This is a genomic window from Bradyrhizobium sp. UFLA06-24 (assembly GCF_054967145.1).
On sequence record NZ_JADFUE010000012.1, the window covers coordinates 1 to 20718 of the forward strand.

The window sequence follows — 20718 nt, forward strand, 5'->3', positions numbered from 1 at the left end:
GCCCAAAAATGATGCAAGCTCATCTGCCGATACAATCAACCGGAAGGTTGAATTGCAATGTTCGCACTGTTGTGCAAATCGCTGTTGCCGAGAAACTTTAAATCAGGAGGGACCATCGTGCGTCGTTCACTCATCATAACAACAACCATTCTCGGGTTGGCCGCGGCGAGCGCCGCGCACGCCGACGACCTCAAGGTCGCGCTGATCTACGGCAAGACCGGCCCGCTCGAGGCCTATGCCAAGCAGACCGAGACCGGCCTGCAGATGGGCTTCGAGTACGCCACCAAGGGCACGATGACGATCGACGGTCGCAAGATCGTCATCATCACCAAGGACGACCAGGGCAAGCCGGACCTGTCCAAGGCGGCGCTCGCGGAAGCCTATCAGGACGACAAGGCCGACATCGCGATCGGCACGACCTCTTCGGCCGCCGCGCTGGCAATTCTCCCCGTCGCCGAGGAGAACAAGAAGATCCTGATCGTCGAGCCCGCCGTCGCGGATCAGATTACCGGCGAGAAGTGGAATCGCTACATCTTCCGCACGGCGCGCAACTCCTCGCAGGACGCGATCTCCAACGCGGTTGCGATCGGCAAGCAGGGCGTCACCGTTGCGACGCTGGCGCAGGACTATGCCTTCGGCCGCGATGGCGTCGCCGCCTTCAAGGAGGCGCTGGCCAAGACCGGCGCGACGCTGGCCGCGGAAGAATACGCCCCGACCAGCACCACGGATTTCACCGCGGTCGGCCAGCGCCTGTTCGATGCGCTGAAGGACAAGCCCGGCCGCAAGGTGATCTGGGTGATCTGGGCCGGCGCCGGCAATCCGCTGGCGAAGCTCCAGGACATGGACCCGAAGCGTTACGGCATCGAGCTCTCCACCGGCGGCAACATCCTGCCGGCGCTCGCCGCCTATAAAAGCCTACCCGGCATGGAAGGCGCGACCTATTACTACTACGACATCCCCAAGAATCCGGTGAACGATTGGCTCGTCGCCGAGCACCAGAAGCGCTTCAACGCGCCGCCGGATTTCTTCACCGCGGGCGGTTTCGCCGCCGCGATGTCCGTGGTCACCGCCGTCACCAAGGCGAAGTCGACCGACACCGAGAAGCTGATCACGGCGATGGAGGGCATGGAGTTCGACACGCCGAAGGGCAAGATGGTGTTCCGGAAAGAGGACCATCAGGCGCTGCAGAGCATGTATCACTTCAAGGTCAAGGTCGATCCGAACGTCGCCTGGGCCATTCTCGAGCCGGTGCGCGAGCTGAAGATCGAGGACATGGACGTTCCGATCAAGAACAAGCGCTGAGCTGGTCACCTCTCCCGCCTGCGGGGGAGGTCGCGCCGTAGGCGCGGGTGAGGGCTTTCTCCTCTTGGGGATTGTCCCATTGCGGAGATACCCTCTCTCCGGCCCTCCCCCGCCAGCGGGGGAGGGAGCGCAGCGTGCCCGCGGGCGTATCTCGTCTCATCATTGTCCGAGCCTCATGACCTTCTCCCTCGAAACCCGCGACCTCACCATCCGCTTCGGCGGCCATGTCGCGGTCAACAATGTCAGCTGCACGTTCCGGCCGGGCGAGCTCACCGCCATCGTCGGGCCGAACGGCGCCGGCAAGACCACCTATTTCAATCTGATCTCGGGCCAGCTGCGGGCCTCCAGCGGCAGCATCCTGTTCGACGGCACCGACATCACCCAGCAATCCGCGCCGCTGCGGACCCGTGCGGGTCTGGGGCGCGCGTTCCAGCTGACGAACCTCTTTCCGAACCTGACGGTCGAGGAGAACGTCCGCCTCGCAGTCCAGGCGGCGAGCGGCACCCACTATGACATGCTGCGGCCCTGGATGCTGCGCCGCGACCTGATCGTGCGCGCCGACGCCATCCTGGACCAGGTCGCACTCGGCAGCCGCCGCGGCGTCGCCGCGACCGCGCTGTCGCACGGCGACCAGCGCAAGCTCGAGGTGGCGCTGATGATCGCGCTGGAGCCGAAGGTGTTCATGTTCGACGAGCCGACCGCCGGCATGAGCATCGACGAGGTACCTGTGGTCCTGAACCTGATCGCGCAGCTCAAGCAGGACAGAAGCAAGATCATCCTGCTGGTCGAGCACAAGATGGACGTGGTGCGCTCGCTCGCCGACCGCATCATCGTGCTGCATAACGGCCAGCTCGTCGCCGACGGCCCGCCGGCGGAGGTGATCGCCTCGCCGATCGTGCAGGAAGCCTATCTTGGCGTTGCACCCAAGAACGCTGCAGGGAGTGCAGCATGACTGACCTGCTCAAAATCTCCGGCGTGCACACCCATATCGGGCGCTACCACATCCTCCAGGGCATCGACCTCGCCGTGCCACAGGGCCAGGTCACGATGCTGCTCGGGCGCAACGGCGCCGGCAAGACGACGACGCTGCGCACCATCATGGGCCTGTGGCAGGCCTCCGCGGGCGAGATCACGCTCGGCGATGCGCGCATCGAGAGCCGCGCCACGCCAGACATCGCGCGGCTCGGCGTTGGTTACGTGCCCGAGAGCATGGCGGTGTTTTCTGATTTGACGGTGAAGGAAAATCTCGTCCTCGCGGCCCGCGACGCGCCGATGGACGACAAGCAGCTGGACTGGATCTTCGGCTTCTTCCCGGCGCTGCGCCGGTTCTGGCTGTCGCGCGCCGGAAGCCTCTCGGGCGGGCAAAAACAAATGTTATCGATCGCGCGCGCCATCATCGAGCCGCGCAAGCTGCTGCTGATCGATGAGCCGACCAAGGGATTGGCGCCCGCGATCGTCGTGGCGCTGATCGAGTGCCTGAAGGAGATCAAGCGCAAGGGGGCGACCATTCTCCTCGTCGAACAGAATTTCTTTGCCGCCCGCGAGCTCGGCGACAGCGTGCTGGTGATGGACAACGGCACCATCGTCCATCGCGGCGCGATGGCTGATCTCGCCGCCGACGTGCCGCTGCAGGAGCGGCTGCTCGGCTTGAGCCTGGAGGCACATCAGTGACTGAAATCGCCGCATCCGATCCGCTGCCGAAGCCGAAGCGCGACATCGCGCCGGCCCTGCTGCCGATCGCGCTCGCGCTTCTCATGATCCCGCTAATCGGCTCGACCAGCTCCTGGCTGACACTGACGGCCGCGAGCCTCGCCATGGGCATGATGATCTTCATCATGGCCTCCGGACTGACGCTCGTCTTCGGCCTGATGGACGTGCTGAATTTCGGCCACGGCGCCTTCATCGCGGTCGGCGCCTATATCGCAACATTGGTGTTCGCGCCGTTCGCGGCCTCGGTGCAGGCCGATTCGCTTTGGATCAATCTCGCGGTGCTGGCGCCGGCGGCGCTGCTGTCGATGGCGGTGTCCGGCGCCCTCGGCCTCGTCGTCGAGCGCGTGCTGATCCTCCCCGTCTACGGTCAGCACCTGAAGCAGATCCTGATGACGACGGGCGGCCTGATCGTCGCTGAACAGACGCTCTACGCATTGTGGGGACCGCAGATCATCCCGATGCCGCTGCCGGCCTCGCTGAGAGGCTCCTTCATCCTCGGCGACGTCGCCATTGCAAAATACCGTGTGCTGGCGATGGTGATCGGGCTCGCCGTCTTCGTCGCGATCCAGCTCGTGCTCAACCGCACCAAGCTCGGCCTGTTGATCCGCGCCGGCGTCGAGAATCGTGAGATGGTCGAGGCGCTGGGCTATCGCATCCGCCGGCTGTTCCTGGGCGTATTCATGACGGGGTCGGCGCTCGCCGGCCTCGGCGGGGTGATGTGGGCGCTCTATCGCGAGCAGGTCCACGCCTCCATGAGCGACGAGCTCACGGTCTTGATTTTCGTCGTCGTCATCATCGGCGGGCTGGGGTCGATCGGCGGCTGTTTCATCGGCGCGATCCTGGTCGCCATGGTCGCCAATTACGGCGGCTTCCTGGTGCCGAAACTCGCCCTCGTTTCCAACATCCTGCTGATGGTCGCCATTCTGATGTGGCGGCCGCGCGGTCTCTATGCGGTGACCAGCCGATGATGATCCTGTCAGGCGATTCGCCGCGGAGCCGCGTGCTCACGCTGATTCTCGTCGTCATCATCCTGGCGCTGGCGGCGACGCCGTTCCTGTTTCCGGGCGCGAAGGCGCTGAACGTCGCGGCCAAGATCTGCGTGTTCGCCGCGCTGGTCGCCTCCTACGATCTGCTGCTCGGCTACACCGGCTCGGTGTCGTTCGCGCACACGATGTTCTACGGCATCGGCAGCTACGCGATCGCGATCGCCTTGTACGGCATGGGCCCGAACTGGGCGGCGGTGGCAACGGGCATCGTGGTCGGGCTGCCGCTGGCCGCGCTGCTTGCGCTCGCCATAGGCCTGTTCTCGCTGCGGGTCGCGGCGATCTTCTTTGCCATGATCACGCTCGCGGTCGCATCCGCCTTCCAGGTGCTGGCCTCGCAGCTCTCCTGGCTGACCGGCGGCGAGGACGGGCGCAGCTTCCAGCTCCCCGAGCTGCTGCGCCCCGGCACGGTGCTTATCTCCAAGAACCTGTTCGGCTTCGAGATCAATGGCCGCATCCTGACCTTCTACCTGGTGTTCGCGATCTCGGCCCTGATGATCCTTGCCCTGCTGCGTGTGGTGAACTCGCCGTTCGGCCGCGTGCTGCAAGCGATCCGCGAAAACCGCTTTCGCGCCGAGGCGCTCGGCTTTCGTACCGTCTTTCACCTGACTTACGCCAACTGCCTCGCCGCGCTGGTCGCCGCCGGTGCCGGCATCCTGAACGCGTTATGGCTTCGCTATGCCGGCCCGGACACTTCGCTCAGCTTCTCGATCATGCTCGACATCCTGCTGATGGTCGTGATCGGCGGGATGGGGACGATCTACGGGGCGATCATCGGCGCCACGATCTTCATCCTGGCCCAGAACTATCTGCAATCGTTGATGGGCGTTGCCTCCAAGGCGGCATCGGAAGCCGGTCTGCCGCTGCTGCCGGGACTGCTTCATCCGGACCGCTGGCTGCTGTGGCTCGGGCTGCTGTTCATCGCCAGCGTCTACTTCTTCCCGAGCGGGGTGGTCGGGCGGCTGCGCCATGGCGGTGGCAAGGGCGCGGGCACATCGCATTAACCATCGGTTCACGATGCAGCGCAGCGATCGTTGCGGACCGCTTGCAACCGGCGCGCGATTCGCGCTGCGCTTGTTTCGGGGCCGAATCCGCAACCGGATTAATGCTTAGGTAACTGGTTTTCCTAAGGTTTGCGCCATTTGTGAGGTGTATTCCTGTCCTTCGAGGGAGGGGGGAATGCGTCAGATCTTGTCCAGGATCGCAGCCGGAATGTCCCTGGCCACCAGAGGCGGCTGGGAGGCCGCGACGCGGCGCGGCCCGGTGTTGTGGCTGACAATGTGCGGCGTGCTGCTGGTCGCCGGCATATTCGCCGTGACCGCCATGGCGATCGGGGACTTTCGCGAGCGCACGCTGGCCAACCGCGAGCGCGAACTTGAAAACACGGTGCAGCTGATCGCGCGGCATTTCGATCAGCAGTTCGAAGATTCCGACGTCGTCGCCGCGGATGTGATCGGCCAGATGAAGCTGCCGGAGATCACTTCGCCCCAGATGTTCCGCGAGCGCATGTCGGGAGACGATGCGAACCAGATGCTGCGCAGCAAGATCAGCGCCGTGCCCTATCTCGGCGACATCGCGATCTACGACGTCGACGGCGAGTTGATCAACTGGTCGCGCGCCCAGCCGCTGCCCAAGATCAACATCTCCGAGCGTGCCTACTTCCGGACGTTCAAGACCAATCCGACGGCAGAGCCCGTACTGCTGGAATCGGTACGGAGCTTCATCATCGGCAAGTGGACCACGATCGTCGCGCGCAGGCTGAGCCTGCCTGACGGCACCTTCGTCGGGGCGATGGTCCGGCGGATCGACCCTGACAGCTACCAGCAATATTTCGCGTCCGTGGCTCTTGCGGAGGGGACCGCGATTTCGCTGTTCGACCGCGAAGGCAAGATGCTCGCCCGCTATCCGAACAACGAGGAACTGCTCGGCAAGAGCTTCAAGGATGGGCCCCTGCTACAGAAGGTGCTGGCCAAGGGCGGCCGGCAAACGCTTCGCATCAAGAGTCTGGTCGACGGCGGGGAACGCCTCGGCTCGGCCGCATCGCTCACGCATTTCCCCCTGATCATCGCCGCCACAAACACCACAGCGGCCGCGCTTGCAGACTGGCGGCAGCAGACCGGGTTCATGATCATGACCGCGGCGCTTTCGGCCACCGTGATCGCGCTGATCCTGTTCCTGATCATTCGTCAGATCAACCGGCAGAACCGCGACGCCCAGCAGCGGCTGGAAGCCGAACGGCTGCGGCTCGACACCGCCATGAACAACATGTCGCAAGGCCTGATCCTGTACGATGCGAACGGCACCATCGTCACCTGTAACCGCCGCTACGCCGACATGTTCGGCCTCTCCCATGACGTGATCAAGCCGGGCTGCCACATCCTCGAGGCGATGTACCATCGCAAGGAGTGCGGCGCCTTCGACGGCGACGTCGAGGAGTTCTGTGCCGACGTGATGCGGGTCGTGGCCGAAGGCACGGTTTCCACCAAGATCCATCTGCTGCCCAACGGCCGCGCGTTTCAGGTCATCAACACCCCGCTGGTGCAGGGAGGCTGGGTCGCCACGATCGAGGAAATCACCGAACGGCGTAACCTTGAGCAGGAACGTGATCGCAACTACACGTTCCTGCGCGAGATCATCGACCATATCCCGTCGCAGATCACGGTGAAGGACGCTCGAACGCGGCAATATCTGCTGATCAACCGCACCGCGGAGGAGCAATTCGGTCGATCGAGCGAAACCGTCATCGGCAAGACTCCCTTCGACATATACCCCGAGGAGTCCGCCAGGGACGTCACCGAGGACGACAGCAAGGCGCTGCAAGCCGTCGACGGGCTGTTCAAGGATGAACATGCCTGGCCGAGTCTGACCATGGGACAGCGGTACATTACCTCAACCCGGATCGGTATCCGCGACGGGTCCGGCGAGCCGCGCTACCTCATCAACGTGGTCGAGGACGTCACCGAGCGACGGCGCGCCCACGAAAAGATCGCGCATATGGCGCATTACGACCCGTTGACCGACCTGCCCAACCGCACGCTGTTCCGCGAGCAGATCGAGCGCGAGCTCGAGAAGGTCGCCGGCGGCAGCCAATTCGCGCTGCTCTATATCGACGTCGACGAATTTAAGGGCATCAATGATTCACTCGGCCACCATGTCGGCGACGAGCTGCTGAAGGCGATCGCGGGCCGTATTCGCGCCTGTCTGAAGCCGGGCGATCTGATCGCGCGGCTCGGCGGCGACGAATTCGCCGTGATCCAGAGCGGAATCGACTCGTCCGCCGACGTGCTGGCCTTCGTGACGCGGATTCACGAAGCGATCCGCCGCCCCTATCATTGCCTCGGACACCAGCTCTCGACGGACGCCAGCATCGGCATCGCGCTCGCACCGCAGGACGGCACCGATCTCGACCAGCTCGTCAAGAATGCCGACCTCGCGATGTACGGCGCCAAGGCGGAAGGGCGGCGCACCCATCGCTTCTTCGTGCCGGAAATGGATGCGAGCGCCAAGGCCCGCCTCACGCTGGAGCAGGATCTGCGCCAGGCGCTGGTCAATGGCGGCTTCGAGATCCATTATCAGCCGCTGGTCAATCTGCGCACGGGCATGGTCTCCGGCTGCGAGGCGCTGCTGCGCTGGCGCCATCCGCAACGCGGCATGGTATCGCCGGCCGAATTCATTCCGATCGCCGAAGACACCGGCCTGATCAACGATCTCGGTGACTGGGTGTTGCGCACGGCCTGCAACGAGGCCGCGACCTGGCCCCTTCATGTCCGCCTCGCCGTCAACGTATCGCCGGTCCAGCTCAAATGCGACACGCTGGCGCTTCGGATCGCCGGCGCCCTCGCCGCCTCCGGGCTCGATCCTCGCCGGCTCGAGCTCGAGATCACCGAAGCGGTGTTGATCCGCGACGACGAGGCGGCGCTCTCGATCCTGCACCAGCTCCGCTCGATCGGCGTGCGCATCGCGCTCGACGATTTCGGCACCGGTTATTCCTCGCTGAGCTATCTGAAACGCTTCCCGTTCGACAAGATCAAGATCGACCGCTGCTTCGTCGCCGACATCGACGCCGATTCCAGCGGATCGCCCGTGATCGTCCAGGCCGTGGTGAACATCGCCTCCGCCAGCAACATGACAACGGTCGCCGAAGGCGTCGAGACCGAGGCCCAGCGCGAGATGCTGCGCACGCTCGGCTGCACGGAGATGCAGGGCTATCTGTTCAGCAAGCCGAAACCGGCGGCGGAAGTGCGCGGGCTGTTCGGCCCTGATGATGTCCTGCCTGTGGCGGCGGTGGCCTGAGATGGCAAAGCTCACCAAGGCTCCCGCCGATCCCGTCGACGTGGCGGATTCCTACGCGGTGCGGTTGATGCAGCATCTGGTGGTGCCGACCTTCGTGATCGATCCGAAGCGGCGCGTCGTGATCTGGAACAGGGCCTGCGAGCGGCTGACCGGCGTTGCAGCCTCCGAGGTGATCGGCACCAGCAAGCACTGGCAGGCCTTCTACGAGACCAAGCGCCCCTGTCTCGCCGATCTGGTCGCGCTCGACCGGCCCGAGCAGCTGCCGGAATTCTATCCGGAATACGCCGCGCGCGGCCATAACGGCCTCGGCTTTTCTGCGGAGAACTGGTGCCGGATGCCGAAGCTCGGCAACCAGCTTTATCTTGCGATCGACGCGGGCCCCATCCATGACGAGGCCGGCAATCTGATCGCCGTGGTGGAGACGCTGCGCGACCTCACCGACCAGAAGCGCGCCGAGACGGCGCTGAAGGAGCTCGCCACCAAGGACGGGCTGACCGGGCTCTCGAACCGCCGCTCGTTCGACCAGATGCTGATGAGCGAATGGGCGCGCGCGCAGCGGACGCGGAAGCCGCTGGCGCTGCTGTTCGTCGACGTCGACCATTTCAAGCTGTTCAACGACCATCACGGCCACCAGACCGGCGACGAGTGCCTGCGCGCGGTCGCCGGTGTCGTCAGCCGGCATGCGGTGCGCCCGCTCGACCTTGCCAGCCGCTATGGCGGCGAGGAGTTCGCGCTGATCCTGCCCGAGTTGAACTGCGACGATGCCTGCGCCATCGCCGAGCAGATCCGCCGTGCCGTCCTGGCCTTGGGGATCGTCCACGGCGCCCATGGGGCCGGCAACCACGTCACTCTCAGTGTGGGCGTCGCCAGTCACGTCCCCGGCGAGACCGACAGCGCCCCCGACCGGCTATTGAGCGCCGCCGACCAGGCGCTCTATGCCGCCAAGCGGCTCGGCCGCAACCGCATCGTCTGCTCCGATCGGGTCTTGGCCGAATTCGCAGGCCTCGGCCGGGACGATGTGCCTGACAGCGGCCAGGTTCCTGGCTCCTCCCCGCGCAAATCGGCCTGATGCACGGCTCATCCCGCGGCAAGACCGGTTGCCCACCCCTCGCCATTAGGCTAAATGAGGCCTCGTTGCGCCCGTAGCTCAGCTGGATAGAGCGTTGCCCTCCGAAGGCAAAGGTCACACGTTCGAATCGTGTCGGGCGCGCCACCTTACGATCTTGCACGACACCGTGCGATTTGGCCGCCGCAAGCCGCCCGAATAGCTCATCCCGACTGTGACGAAGACGCGGTTCGAGAAACGAGCATGAGCCGGATATCTATCTCATAAATGCAATCGTCAACACTTGCATCCGCATGCAATCCAAAGGCGTCTGTTAACGGATTTTCGCGTATTGGCTTACCGAAACTCCATACTGAGGCCGTGATTGCGATGGCGCTGTCGAGCAATTTCAATAAGCCGTTTGGGGATCCCTCGAACTATCCGCCGGCGGCCGGCGACGAGGACATACGCGCCCTGTTGCATCGGACGGCCGACGAATCGGCCGTCTTCAAACATCAGTTCCCGCCGCGCTTCCCGATCAGCGGCCGCACTTATTTCGGCGGCCTGCCGACGGCGCCGGCTGATTTTCGCTGGCCACGCGCACCGGACGGCACGCCCTATTCGTTCATGGCGCAAGTCGACTGTGCGGAGCTTCCCGACTTCCAGCTCCGCAAGTTCCTGCCGGCAAGCGGCGTGCTGCATTTCTTCGTGAATTGGGATGTCTTTGACGGCTTGGATGAGGCTCAGAGCTGGCCCAACCACGTCGTTCTCAGCCGCGACACCACAGAACCTTGCCGTGAGGTGCGTCCACCGGACGATCTGCCGCCGTGCTACGGAGCCTCGAACGCCAGATTCTATTTCCCGTGGCTCGAGCATACTGACCGGCACGACTACCCGAGGGCATTCGCCAGGAAGGCCATGACGATGGGTGTGGTGCGCACCTTTGCCGAAGAGCACCCGAGGGAATTGGACGGCAATTCGGCGGGGCGCTACCAGCAGATCTGGGAGGAGGAGCAAGCTGCCGAGCTCGCGCGTTTCTATGGCGATCCCGTGATCGCAGATGCGCTCCCCGGACCGAAGGACGACTTTGCGGCGAGGCGAACCGTTCAGCGGCCCACAACGACATTTCCCGCGGGCTGGATCGATATCGAGGTCTTTTGCGGCCTCTTCCTCAAGGAGGTGCTCGAAAGGGGCATCAAGCAAATCGAGCGCGGCAAGGATGCGGCCGGCCAACCGTGGCCCGTTGACCCCGCGGCGGTCCGGGCAGCTTACGAGAATGCTCTGACCACAGCGAACGGGTGGATCGAGAGGTCGCGCAGTGCCGGACTCACGAGCCCTGTGCCGGAGGCAGACCGAATGGCGTTCTGGAGCTGGCTCGAGGAGATGAACGCCGCCGCCGTCGACCCGATAACCGATAGCAGGTGCGCGCGGGTCCTCAACCAGCTGAGCTGGAAAACAGTGCGCACTGGCGCTCACATCTGCCTGTCCGCCAGTGAAGCCGCATCGTCGCTCGTGCCCGAGGAAATGATGGGCGAGCTGCGCATGGAGCACAGCGTGCTGGTGGCGGGCAAATGGCCCCGCCGGGCCGGACGCCACCAAATGCTCGGCGCCGGCCGCGATGTGCAGGGCGCACCACGGCGCCATACGCTGGCAGCCGGGGATCTGCTCCTCAGCGACGTGCTCCTCCTGCAACTCGACACCGATTGGGCCGTGCCGTGGATGCTGGCCGACTGCGGCGTGCTGCAATATTGGATTTCCGTGAGCGATCTTCGCGCCGAAAGATTTGACCGGGTCCGCGTAACGATCGAGGGGCATTGACCCCTTGGCGCGTTCGATCGTGTCTTCGGGACGAGGGCGTAGCGTGAGATCGCGGCCCGTCGCAACTTCGCCCGTTCGAGCGTATCGCCGGCTATGGAATCATAGCGCCACGGCGAAGCAATAGTGCCCATCTTCATCGGCCGTGGCGCGCCAGTTCTATGCCCAAGTACGTCCACCGGCCCTGAGAGCCGCTGCCAGCACTATTAGGGGTCACGGTTGGCGACACCGGATGATCCGCAATTCTGGCGCGACGACGAGCAGACCCGTCCCGGTTGGATATGAGAACGGTCGTATGGTCGCTAGCGGACGGCAAAATAGACGTCGCGATCTCGACGAGAGTACGCTGCGATAAAGCTCTGCTCAGAGTACCGCCGCAGACCCTTACCGCAATGGGATGTTAGGTGTCAGTCGTGACATCATCCCACGCTTGCTCGTTGTATCCGATAAGCCAGTTCAAAGCGTAGTGTCTTTCTTCCGTTACACCGGGATCGAGATCTGCCGGTACTCGCAGTCCTTTGATTTGGGCGTTTCGAACGGCCCAGTGGTACCTGTAGATCAGATCAGCTTGATCGAGAATGTCAGCGATCGGACGAAGTTCGGCGTCTTCGATGAATTGTGAGGTTGTCCTTTCGGCCATCGTGCTCGCGGCGAATGGTACGTCGCAAATCTGAGTTGGCTCGCCGAGTTGGGCCACGAAGCCCAATGCCCAAAGCAGCGTCCAGGCGGCTTCGTGCCTCCACGTGAATTGAATCCGGTCGGGCTGCGAGGGGGAATTGTCGAGCACGAAGGCGAGCTCCTTGGGCGTCAGATGCGGACGGAGTTCGTATGATTCCAAAAGTCGCTCTACTAGCTCTTCACCAAGCCCTTCGCCCTTTGCGGCAACGAAAAGGAGACAAAGAGTGCGCAGCGCGACCTCTTCTTTTGAGCGTCTCAGCGCCTCAGACGCGGTGTCGATAACCGGCAACGCCGCCATGAAAGGCACACCCTGGGCTTGAAGAAGCCTTTCCGATCGGAGCTTCCTGTCAACAGCTTCCGCTGGGATTCCCCTGTTCTCCCCTAACCCCCTCCCACTCGGGATAAAGTCCTTTGGGGTGCCCGGACCGTCGGCACCTCCCGTCCCCTGCGCCTGTGTCTTGGACTTCAACCAATCGAAGAAACCCATCCTGCCCCCAACCGGTGCAATCGACCCTGTCCCGCCAGTCAGAGCATACTCCAAATTCGCCCGTAGGTTGTATTGAAGTGGTGAAGTTCAGCGGCGAGAAGGCAGCGCCCGGATGGTATCTAGCGGCTCACCGCGCTGGGCCACGCGAACGCTCGCGCCGGCGCTGGCGGATTGCAGCGGATCAAATGGCACGAGGGCTCTGCCGGTTCTTCGCTGTCCGGCGTCCGTCTCAACGATCAGAACCGATCCACGCAAACGCGCCGAGCGCCGGACTCAACACTCCTTCGTACGCAGAAAAGCCGGCTCTGTGCCCCCCATCACGGCAGCGCGGCCGACATAACCGCATTCTCCTCGGATCGCGCGCGGAATGGTCCGCCCGATATACAAAAGGAGACTGCCATGCAGAACATGGCTCGCGAATTGACGGAGACGGAGCTCGAGACCATCGCCGGCGGAAGCTTCTGGGGCAGCATTGCCGGGTTCTTTCGCGGCCTGTTCGGCGGCCCCGGCGACCTGCGCCGTCCGCTCGACCGTCCCTGATCTCAAGTCATTTCTCGACTGCAGCATCTGGACGGGGCCGCACGCGGCCCCGTCCTCGCTGAATTCAGTGCCTGATATGCTCGAACACGACGATCACGCCGGTCGGCTCGGGCTCGTGTGCCATCAGGCGCGTCAGATCTGCATCGCTCCAGTCCGCGAGGCTGACGACTTCGCCGGTCTCGCGGTCCGCGCCGGCCGACGGGGTCGGCTCCAGGACCTTCAGTCCCATCTCGTCGACGAAGAACGTGTGCTCGCCGAACATGCTGTTGAGCTGCGGCATGGCGGGATGCTCGTCGGGCAGCACCTGCGCGCCGAGCTGGTTGACGGTCTGCTTCACTTGTTCGGATGTGAGCTTCATGAGCTGCTCCGTTCTGTCATTCGCGTTTCGTGGAACTGAGCCGGAGCGTGCGTGTTCCCTGCGCCTGTCTCGCCTGGCTCAAACGTCCGAACAGGTGCTGCGCGCGAATGTTCCTGCAAGATGAATTTTGTGATCGCGTGCTGCATCTGCCGTGTTCACGTCGTGGGATCGCCACAGGATTTCCACGATCCGCCGGGCTGCGCTACTCGCTCCTGACTTCGCCAATCGAAAGTGCGCAGATGCGTGACAGATAGGTGTAGGGAAGGCCGGTCTCCTCGGCCCAAGCGTTGAACTGCGCCTGCACTTTTGCGAGATCGCCTTTCGACTTGACCTCTTCGGCGATGTCGAGGCCGGCATCGCGCAGGCAGGCGACGACGTCCTTCGAGGTGACGAAGCCGTCCCAGCCGACGAAACGCAGCAGCATCTGCCCTGTGTTGCCGCCCAGCCGGCTGCCGCGCTTGGCGAGGAGATCGAGCAGGCCGATCTCGTTGGACGGCGGCCATGCCGCCAGAAACCTGCCGAAGCTGCCGTGCTCCTTCGCAATCTCCTGCACGAACGCCGCATTCTCGCGCACCGACATGATCTTGGCGCCGTTGCGCACGATCCGCGCGTCGCGCAGCAGGCCTTCCCAATAATCCTCGGGCTGGAAGCTCAGCTTCGCCGGCTGGAAGCGCAGGAAGGCGTCTTCGAAGCCGTCCCATTTGGCGTCGATCACGCTCCAGGCAAACCCTGCGCAAAACACCCGCTTGGTCATCTCGGCGAGGATGCGATCGTCGCCGAGCCTGGCCAGGCGTTTGTGGTCCGGCTTCTCAGGCATCAGCCTGTCGAGCGCCTTGGGACCGCCCTTGCGCTTCTCGGCGCGGGCGCGAATGGTCTTGAAGGAAGTCATGCGGGCACCTGCGACAAAGGTGTTCCACGACATCAGAATTCGGCGATCCGGTCCAGCCCCACTGCCGTCGGGCGGCTCGCACGGCGCACGGGGTCGAGCAAGCCTTGGCTATCTCATCAATCGTTTTGCAAGATGGATGGACAGCCAGTCTCCGAGGCCGGTGTCTTCATAACCCGCCTTCTTTGCAAGGCCGCGCATCTCCGCATTCGCGCGCGCCGTTTCCGCCGCGATCATCTCGTGACCGAGATCGCCCGCCTGCCGCTCCATCGCATTCATCATCTGCAGGCCGACGCCCTTGCGCTGAAACATATCGGCCACGGAGATGGCGAAATCTCCGCAACGCGCGGCCGCATCAAAGGCATATCGCGTCTCGCCGATGATCGTGCCCGGCCCTTCTCCCTGCCTGAGTTCGGCGAGCAAGGTGAAATGACCGGGATGGTCAGCCCTGGCGACGCATTCCGCTGCAACCACCGCGAGGTCGGCGCGCGCTCCCATGAAACGCCTGTTGCGCGACGTCGAGGACAGTCCGGTGAAATAGATCGAGAGGCCTTGGACATCAGATGCCTTGGCGGGACGGATGCAGACCGGACCCGTGATCCGATGCGGCCGGACGACGGCATCCAGAGACAGCTGTGACATGCGCGAGGCTCTCGGCAGGTTGCGGGAATAGCAGACCTAGCCGAGGTCACGCGCTCGCGGCTTGGACGTGGCCGCCAATCTTGCTGCCGAAAACGAACTGCGCTTGTCCCGTGCTTGACGTCACACAGAGGCCGCGCTCATGCGGCCTCACGCCTTCCAACGCGCCGCTCCGGCCGTGCTGCCGTCATCGCCTGCTCTTCGGCATCCTGGGGCGCACCCCAAAATTCCCGCACCGTCGGGCCCCATCGCAGCCGTCGGGCGCGCAGGAATTCCAGGATCTCGTGCGGCCAGACCCGGCGTCCCATCTGCGTGTACCAGCGCATGGCATGACGCAGGCCCGCATCGCGCTGAAACAGCACGCGCCAGATCGCCTTTGGGCGACATTGCAGCACCATCTCCGTGAACTTGAACCAGACCAGCACCCGCCACGGCGCCATGTGGCGCGTGGCCAGCACCTGGTGCTTGTAGTCCCAGCGACGGCGATCCGGCTGGATCACGCGCCGGTCGGCCGCAAGGCGGAAATACGGTGTCCAGCGATGCGGCGTGACGTAGAGCAGCTGGACCTGATCGGGATCATAGGCGAGCAGCTGCTTCAACCCGCGCCAGTGATCGCGATCGGTCTCCTCTTCGAACCCGACCACCCAGGTTGCCATCGACAGGATGCCGTGCTGCCGCAGAAGGCGAATGGCCTCGCGGTCCGTCGCTGTCGTGGCGCCCTTTCGGATCAGCTCCAGTGTCTTCTCGTCGGTATTCTCCAGCCCGAGCAGGAAGCGCTGCCAGCCGGCCTTCTTGTAGAGATGCAGGATGTCGGCATCGCGCACGATGTCGTCGGCACGGGTCGAGCCGACCAGGATGAGTTCGACATTCTCGGCGATCAGCGCGTCGAGAAAGGCGCGCCATGCTTTCTTCGAGACGGTCGGATTTTCGTCGGCAAAATTGATGACCTTGACGCCGTGCTCGCGATGCAGGCGCGCCAACTCCTTGGCAAAGCGGACGGGATCACGATGGCGCCAGCGCGTCCAGAAGCCCCGCTGGCCACAATAATTGCACAGATGCGGACAGCCACGCGAGAACTGCACGACCACGGCGCGCAGGCCGCCCCAATAGCTGTAGCGCGCGTGATCGATCAGCTCCCAGCCGATACGATAGGCATCAAGGTCCGCGATCACGGGCGCCGGGGACGTCGCGCGTGGACCGGCAGTGTCGCGAAACGCGATGCCGGGAATGCTGCCGAGATCGTGGCCGCATTCGAGCGCTCGCATCAGGCGCCGCGCCGTCTCTTCACCTTCGCCGCGCACGATCGCGCTGACATGGGGCTCGTCGCGCAGGATCTCCCGCCAGTGATAGGTCGGGAAGACGCCGCCATAGACGATCAGAACGCGCGGCATCGCTTTCACCAGGGCCCGCGCAATCTCTGAAATGACGGGATGTCCGGAGGTCGAGCCGGAATGGCCGAACAGCACGGCATCCGGGGCAAAGCGGTTTGCTTCGCTGATGATGTCCGCGGCCGGCATCGGGCCGAACTCGGCGTCGATCAGCCGCACGACGTGGCCGTCGTCGATCAGCGGCCCGCCGATCGCAAGCAGGCCGAGCGGCGGCAGATGATCGTCCGGAATCCGACTTCCGATCGAGGGATGAGGCACATTGACGAGAAGAACACGCATGGACTTTCGCTCCCGCTTTGGCTGGCGTGATCGTCCGTCCCACTTCGATGAAGAAGCCCAATCCCCCGACTGAACCTGAAGACATTGTACTGGAACTGCCGCGGAGCCCTTGCTCGGCTCCACCTCACTCCTACGCCCGCGAGAGTGAAGGCACCTCCTCGGGCAGGATGGCCTGAAGGCCGCCGAAACGGCGCTCGCGGCCATGGAAGGAGGCCAGCGCTGCGGCGAGATCGCCCGCATCGAATTCGGGCCACATCCGCTCGGTGAAATGCAGCTCGGCATAGGCGCCTTCCCAGAGCAGGAAGTCCGACAGCCGCTTTTCACCCGAGGTGCGGATGATGAGATCGACGTCGCGCAAGCCGGCCTCGCCGGTGACGAGCTGCGAGAAGGCTTCGCGGGTCAGGCTGGTCAGCGCGGCGGCTTTCGCCGCGGCGTTCAGGATGGCATCGCGCGCGGAGTAGTCGACGGCGATCCGCAAGTGCAGCGTTGCGCCGTGTGCGGTGGCGTCCTCTGCGCGCGCGATGGCGTTAGCGATGCCTTCAGGCAGGCGATCACGGCGGCCGATCACGTTGAGCTTCACGCCATTCATCACCAGGCTCTGCACTTCATTGGCGAGATAGAAGCGGAGCAGTGTCATCAGCGCCGCGACCTCGGCTTTCGGCCGGCGCCAATTGTCGGTCGAGAACGCGTAGAGCGTCAGCGTGCCGATGCCCTGCTTGGGCGCTGCCTCGACGATGCGACGGATCGTCTCGACGCCGGCCTCATGGCCGCGCACGCGCGAGAGGCCTCGCCGTGTCGCCCATCGTCCGTTGCCGTCCATGATGATGCCGACATGAAGCTTGTCATTGTGGGACGTGACGTCACTTTGCATCGCAAAGTCTCCGGTCAAAAAAGGGATCGGTCAGGTCGGGAGAATTCCGAGGTGACCGAGCGGGGTTGCCTCGCGGCCGGCGGCCTTGGCGGCATCGCGCACCAGCCGCTCGAGCACCGCGAGATAGTCGAGGAAGCGGCGTCGGCCGGTCTTGGTGAGACGGCAGGTGGTGTGCGGGCGATTGCCCTCGTAGCCCTTGGTCACCTCGACGAGGCCGGCCTCCTGGAGCACGGCGAGGTGCCGGCTGAGATTGCCGTCGGTGAGACCGCAGAGCTGCTTCAAATCGGCGAAGGCAAGCCCCTTCGGGTGAGCCATCAGCGAGGTCAGAAGCCCGAGCCTCGCCTTCTCGTGGATCACACGATCGAGCCCCTCATAGGAGAAAGGCGCGCTGTCAGTCTTCGACATCATTGTCTCCGGACGCGAAATACAGAATGGCCGCCATCATCGACTGGCCAACCACGAAAGGCAGCCCCATGGTCCACGGCGACAGCATGTGGGTCCCGCTCGCCAGCACCACCACCACAAAGCCCGAGACGAAGTACCAGGCGCCGGCGAACGCGACGCTGCGCGGCAGCGAACGAACCGATGCAAAAATGCCGAGTGACACCAGGATCTGCCACAATCCCGGCAGCAGCCACAGCGTCTCGGCGGCGAACTTCCACATCACCACCGCAAGCAGCACGCCGGCGACGCCCGCCGGCAGGAACTGTTCGACGGCCTGGTGGATCATCGCGTCGGCAAGGCCGGAATGATGACGACGCGAACGCGCGCGCATCTCGATCCAGATCATCAGGCCGGACAGCGCCGCTGCAACGAACCAGCCGAAAAAGAAACCGAGCGGCTCACCCGTGGGATCGCCGAGCAGCCAGAATTGCAGGATGGCGGTGACGAGTGCAACCGCGCCGGTGGCGACCATCGTCGCAGGACCGTAACCGCGGAACGCGGTGCCGGCCGCGATCTGGCTGCGGATCGCCACGATGTCGGCCAGCGCCTTGTCGAGATCCCGCATCGGCAACGCCAAAACTCCGCTCCACCCGGCTCACGGACCGGCTTGCCCGGTCACTTTGTATCGCAAAGTATACCGCATTACAAAGTAAAGGCAAGGATGAAACTCGTCCAGGACAGGAGGGGCACGACCGGACAACTGTCGGTTGCATCCCGGCCGCCGGCCCAGCTAAGATGCGGCCAAGGTGCCCTGGGGGGAAGTCATGCGGTTAAGGTCGTTCGTCGCTGCAGCTCTGCTGCAGGTGTGTCTGGTTGGGGCGGCGCATGCGAAAGGACCATTTGGCACGGTCAATGTCGGCGGCTGGGTCGGCGGCGCCTTCAGCAACGACGAAACGGGCGCCTTCTCCCATTGCGCGGCGACGGCGCCTTATGCGAACGGCGTCATCCTCGTCGTGAGCCAAAATGCCGCCGGCATATGGTCGCTCGCCTTTGCCAGTCCCAACTATCACTTCAACAAGGACGAGAACGCCGCAATCGACGTGACCTTCGACGGGCGGGAGCAAGCCAGGCTGTACGCCACGGCGTACCGGTCCGACATGCTCACGGCCGTCATGCCGCTGAACGTCGTGCATACGTTTCAGAAGGCGAGCCTGATGGTCGCGACGGCCGGCCACGCCGTCCTGAACTTCGACCTCAGGTCAACCGGCCCGGCGATCGCCGCATTGGCCAATTGCGTGACCCGGGTGAAAGCCGACGGGCTCGACAAGGCGGGTGACTTCACCAAAGGCGCAACGAAGCCGGCAACTGCGGCGGACAAGCAGGGCTCACCACCGACAGCCAAATCCAGCAGAGGGACCAAGAGCGGCTTTGGCACCGGCTTCGTGGTGAGCGCCAGCGGCCACATCGTCACCAACAACCACGTGATCGACGGTTGCAGCGAACTCAAGGGCAATCTCACCGGCGAAGCCGCGATGGTGTTGCGCGTCGTGTCGAACGACGCGAGCAACGATCTGGCCTTGTTGCAGCCCGCGTCGACGACGACATTCAGGGATTTCGCGAGGATCCGCGACCGCTCGATCCGCTCCGGCGATTCCGTCGTCGCGATCGGCTTTCCCCTTCACGGGCTGCTGACCTCGGATTTCACGGTGACCACAGGTATCGTGAGCTCGCTCAGCGGCATGCGCAACGATTCGCGCTTCCTGCAGATCAGCGCGCCCGTGCAGCCCGGCAACAGCGGCGGCCCGCTGTTCGACACCTCCGGGCAGATCGTCGGCGTGGTCACAGGAAAGATCCCTGGACTGCGCATCGCCGCAATAACCGGCGACATCCCCGAAAACATCAACTTCGCGATCAAGACGGGCGCGCTGCGCGACTTCCTCGACAATTCCGTGGTGCCGTACCAGACGGCCGAACCGCGGGGCGAGCTCAAGACCACCGAGATCGCCGGCAACGCCCGTGCCTACACGATGCTGATCTCGTGCAACGGCACGGTGCAGGCGGACGCGAAGAAGTAGCGGCAAAGCCGGTCTCGTAGCCCGGATGGAGCGGAGCGTAATCCCGGACCGCTGGTTTTCCGAGAGGACTCAGGCGACAAAGGCGTCGAGCTTGTCGAAGAACGAGCTCCAGCCGCGCTGGTGGTTGTCGCGCGCAGTCTCGTCGAAGAACTGGGCGTGATGGAAGATCATCAGCGTACCGGCGCTGTCCGGCTTGAGCGTGATCGTCACCAGCGATTCGCGTTCGGGCGTCGAATGCCAGGCCCAGGTGAAGACCAGACGTTCGTTCGGCATCACCTCGCGGTAGATGCCGCCGGCCTCGAAATATTCGCCGTCGTCGCGGGTGAACGAGATGCGGAAGCGGCCGCCGGTGCGAACATCGAGGTCCGCATGGAGCGTCGCCGGCTTGATGTTCGGCGGCCCGAACCATTGCACTAGCTGCTCGGCTTGCGTCCAGGCGGCGAAGACCTTTTCCGGCCGCGCGCGGAGGCGGCGCGTGAGCGTGAGGCTCGGCGCTTCGTTTGCACGTTCGGCGACGCCGGCGACTGCGTTGACCATGGTTTGTCCTCCACAAAGGCGGCAAGGCGATCGAAACTCTCCGACCAGAACTGCGCGTAGCGATTGAGCCAGTTCATCGCCCGCTCCATCGGCTGCGTGGTGAGCCGGCAGGAGACGGTGCGCCCGCTCTTCTCCCGCACGATCAGGCCGGCATCGGTGAGCACGTCGAGATGCTTCATGATCGCCGGCAGCGACATCGCGAACGGCGCCGCCAGCTCGCTCACCGACAGGCTGTCCCCGTCGCCGAGACGCGCGAGCAGGGCTCGCCGCGTCGGGTCGGACAGCGCGGCAAAGGTGCGATCGAGCGTCTCGTCCTGATACTTAACCATTAGGTTTAGTATAAACGCAAGCACGATCGCGTCAAGCGGGAGCCCGCCCGACGCGATGC

The 20718-nt window shown here is 64.2% G+C and carries 20 protein-coding genes and 1 tRNA gene; 11 read left to right on the forward strand and 10 right to left on the reverse strand.

From position 1 onward, the window contains the following. Window positions 1–117: 117 nt before the first annotated feature. The 9 genes from IF809_RS12530 to IF809_RS12570 all read left to right on the forward strand — a co-directional run bounded on the left by IF809_RS12530 (window position 118) and on the right by IF809_RS12570 (window position 11211). Window positions 118–1302 (forward strand): substrate-binding domain-containing protein, encoded by a 1185-nt coding sequence (locus tag IF809_RS12530; RefSeq protein WP_164938954.1) that lies wholly within the window; start codon window positions 118–120, stop codon window positions 1300–1302. Window positions 1303–1477: 175 nt separating this feature from the next. After that, on the forward strand, window positions 1478–2254 hold the full coding sequence (locus IF809_RS12535) for an ABC transporter ATP-binding protein (protein ID WP_462837706.1): 777 nt from the start codon (window positions 1478–1480) through the stop codon (window positions 2252–2254). Continuing rightward, complete coding sequence (locus tag IF809_RS12540) at window positions 2251–2973, forward strand: ABC transporter ATP-binding protein (protein WP_462837707.1); 723 nt, start codon at window positions 2251–2253, stop codon at window positions 2971–2973. The genes IF809_RS12535 and IF809_RS12540 overlap by 4 nt, the downstream gene beginning before the upstream one ends. Then, window positions 2970–3980, forward strand: a complete 1011-nt coding sequence (locus tag IF809_RS12545; RefSeq protein ID WP_462837708.1) for a branched-chain amino acid ABC transporter permease — start codon at window positions 2970–2972, stop codon at window positions 3978–3980. The genes IF809_RS12540 and IF809_RS12545 overlap by 4 nt, the downstream gene beginning before the upstream one ends. Next, complete coding sequence (locus tag IF809_RS12550) at window positions 3977–5059, forward strand: branched-chain amino acid ABC transporter permease (RefSeq protein WP_462837709.1); 1083 nt, start codon at window positions 3977–3979, stop codon at window positions 5057–5059. Before IF809_RS12545 ends, IF809_RS12550 begins: the two co-directional genes overlap by 4 nt. Before the next feature lie 175 nt (window positions 5060–5234). Continuing rightward, window positions 5235–8348: a bifunctional diguanylate cyclase/phosphodiesterase gene (locus IF809_RS12555; RefSeq protein WP_462837710.1), complete on the forward strand. Its 3114-nt coding sequence runs from the start codon at window positions 5235–5237 to the stop codon at window positions 8346–8348. 1 nt (window position 8349) lies between these two features. After that, window positions 8350–9417: a sensor domain-containing diguanylate cyclase gene (locus tag IF809_RS12560; RefSeq protein ID WP_128969058.1), complete on the forward strand. Its 1068-nt coding sequence runs from the start codon at window positions 8350–8352 to the stop codon at window positions 9415–9417. A gap of 67 nt (window positions 9418–9484) precedes the next feature. Then, a tRNA-Arg gene (locus IF809_RS12565) sits at window positions 9485–9561 on the forward strand. Between the two features lie 222 nt (window positions 9562–9783). Further along, a complete protein-coding gene (locus tag IF809_RS12570) occupies window positions 9784–11211 on the forward strand; it encodes a DUF1963 domain-containing protein (protein WP_462837711.1) in 1428 nt (475 codons plus the stop codon). Between the two features lie 397 nt (window positions 11212–11608). Here the strand turns inward: IF809_RS12570 and IF809_RS12575 are convergent, their stop codons facing one another. Next, window positions 11609–12373 (reverse strand): DUF4272 domain-containing protein, encoded by a 765-nt coding sequence (locus tag IF809_RS12575; protein ID WP_462837712.1) that lies wholly within the window; start codon window positions 12371–12373, stop codon window positions 11609–11611. A gap of 399 nt (window positions 12374–12772) precedes the next feature. On the opposite strand from IF809_RS12575, the gene IF809_RS12580 reads away from it, so the two are divergent. Further along, a complete protein-coding gene (locus IF809_RS12580) occupies window positions 12773–12913 on the forward strand; it encodes a ComC/BlpC family leader-containing pheromone/bacteriocin (protein WP_143270143.1) in 141 nt (46 codons plus the stop codon). Window positions 12914–12977: 64 nt separating this feature from the next. Here the strand turns inward: IF809_RS12580 and IF809_RS12585 are convergent, their stop codons facing one another. From IF809_RS12585 to IF809_RS12615, 7 genes are all read right to left on the reverse strand, one after another. Continuing rightward, the gene (locus IF809_RS12585; RefSeq protein WP_128969062.1) at window positions 12978–13271 is read right to left on the reverse strand and encodes a hypothetical protein; all 294 of its coding nucleotides are present in this window, start codon (window positions 13269–13271) and stop codon (window positions 12978–12980) included. A 202-nt stretch (window positions 13272–13473) separates the two neighbouring features. Further along, window positions 13474–14160 (reverse strand): DNA-3-methyladenine glycosylase I, encoded by a 687-nt coding sequence (locus tag IF809_RS12590; RefSeq protein WP_128969063.1) that lies wholly within the window; start codon window positions 14158–14160, stop codon window positions 13474–13476. 108 nt (window positions 14161–14268) lie between these two features. Beyond that, window positions 14269–14799, reverse strand: coding sequence for an N-acetyltransferase family protein (locus IF809_RS12595; protein WP_462837713.1), 531 nt, complete (start codon window positions 14797–14799; stop codon window positions 14269–14271). Between the two features lie 137 nt (window positions 14800–14936). Next, entirely contained in the window at window positions 14937–16463 is a 1527-nt protein-coding gene (gene bchE / locus IF809_RS12600; RefSeq protein WP_462837714.1) for a magnesium-protoporphyrin IX monomethyl ester anaerobic oxidative cyclase, read from the reverse strand. Window positions 16464–16593: 130 nt separating this feature from the next. Next, entirely contained in the window at window positions 16594–17334 is a 741-nt protein-coding gene (locus IF809_RS12605) for a di-trans,poly-cis-decaprenylcistransferase (protein WP_462837715.1), read from the reverse strand. A gap of 30 nt (window positions 17335–17364) precedes the next feature. Further along, the gene (locus IF809_RS12610) at window positions 17365–17739 is read right to left on the reverse strand and encodes a transcriptional regulator (protein ID WP_164938956.1); all 375 of its coding nucleotides are present in this window, start codon (window positions 17737–17739) and stop codon (window positions 17365–17367) included. Next, window positions 17726–18343: a hypothetical protein gene (locus IF809_RS12615; RefSeq protein WP_462837716.1), complete on the reverse strand. Its 618-nt coding sequence runs from the start codon at window positions 18341–18343 to the stop codon at window positions 17726–17728. Before IF809_RS12615 ends, IF809_RS12610 begins: the two co-directional genes overlap by 14 nt. Window positions 18344–18542: 199 nt before the next feature. Between IF809_RS12615 and IF809_RS12620 the strand changes: the two genes are divergently transcribed. Further along, window positions 18543–19793 (forward strand): S1C family serine protease, encoded by a 1251-nt coding sequence (locus tag IF809_RS12620; protein ID WP_462837717.1) that lies wholly within the window; start codon window positions 18543–18545, stop codon window positions 19791–19793. A gap of 69 nt (window positions 19794–19862) precedes the next feature. Here the strand turns inward: IF809_RS12620 and IF809_RS12625 are convergent, their stop codons facing one another. Further along, window positions 19863–20207 (reverse strand): SRPBCC family protein, encoded by a 345-nt coding sequence (locus IF809_RS12625; RefSeq protein ID WP_462837718.1) that lies wholly within the window; start codon window positions 20205–20207, stop codon window positions 19863–19865. Then, a complete protein-coding gene (locus IF809_RS12630) occupies window positions 20207–20659 on the reverse strand; it encodes an ArsR/SmtB family transcription factor (protein ID WP_128969069.1) in 453 nt (150 codons plus the stop codon). Before IF809_RS12630 ends, IF809_RS12625 begins: the two co-directional genes overlap by 1 nt. Between the last annotated feature and the right edge of the window lie 59 nt (window positions 20660–20718).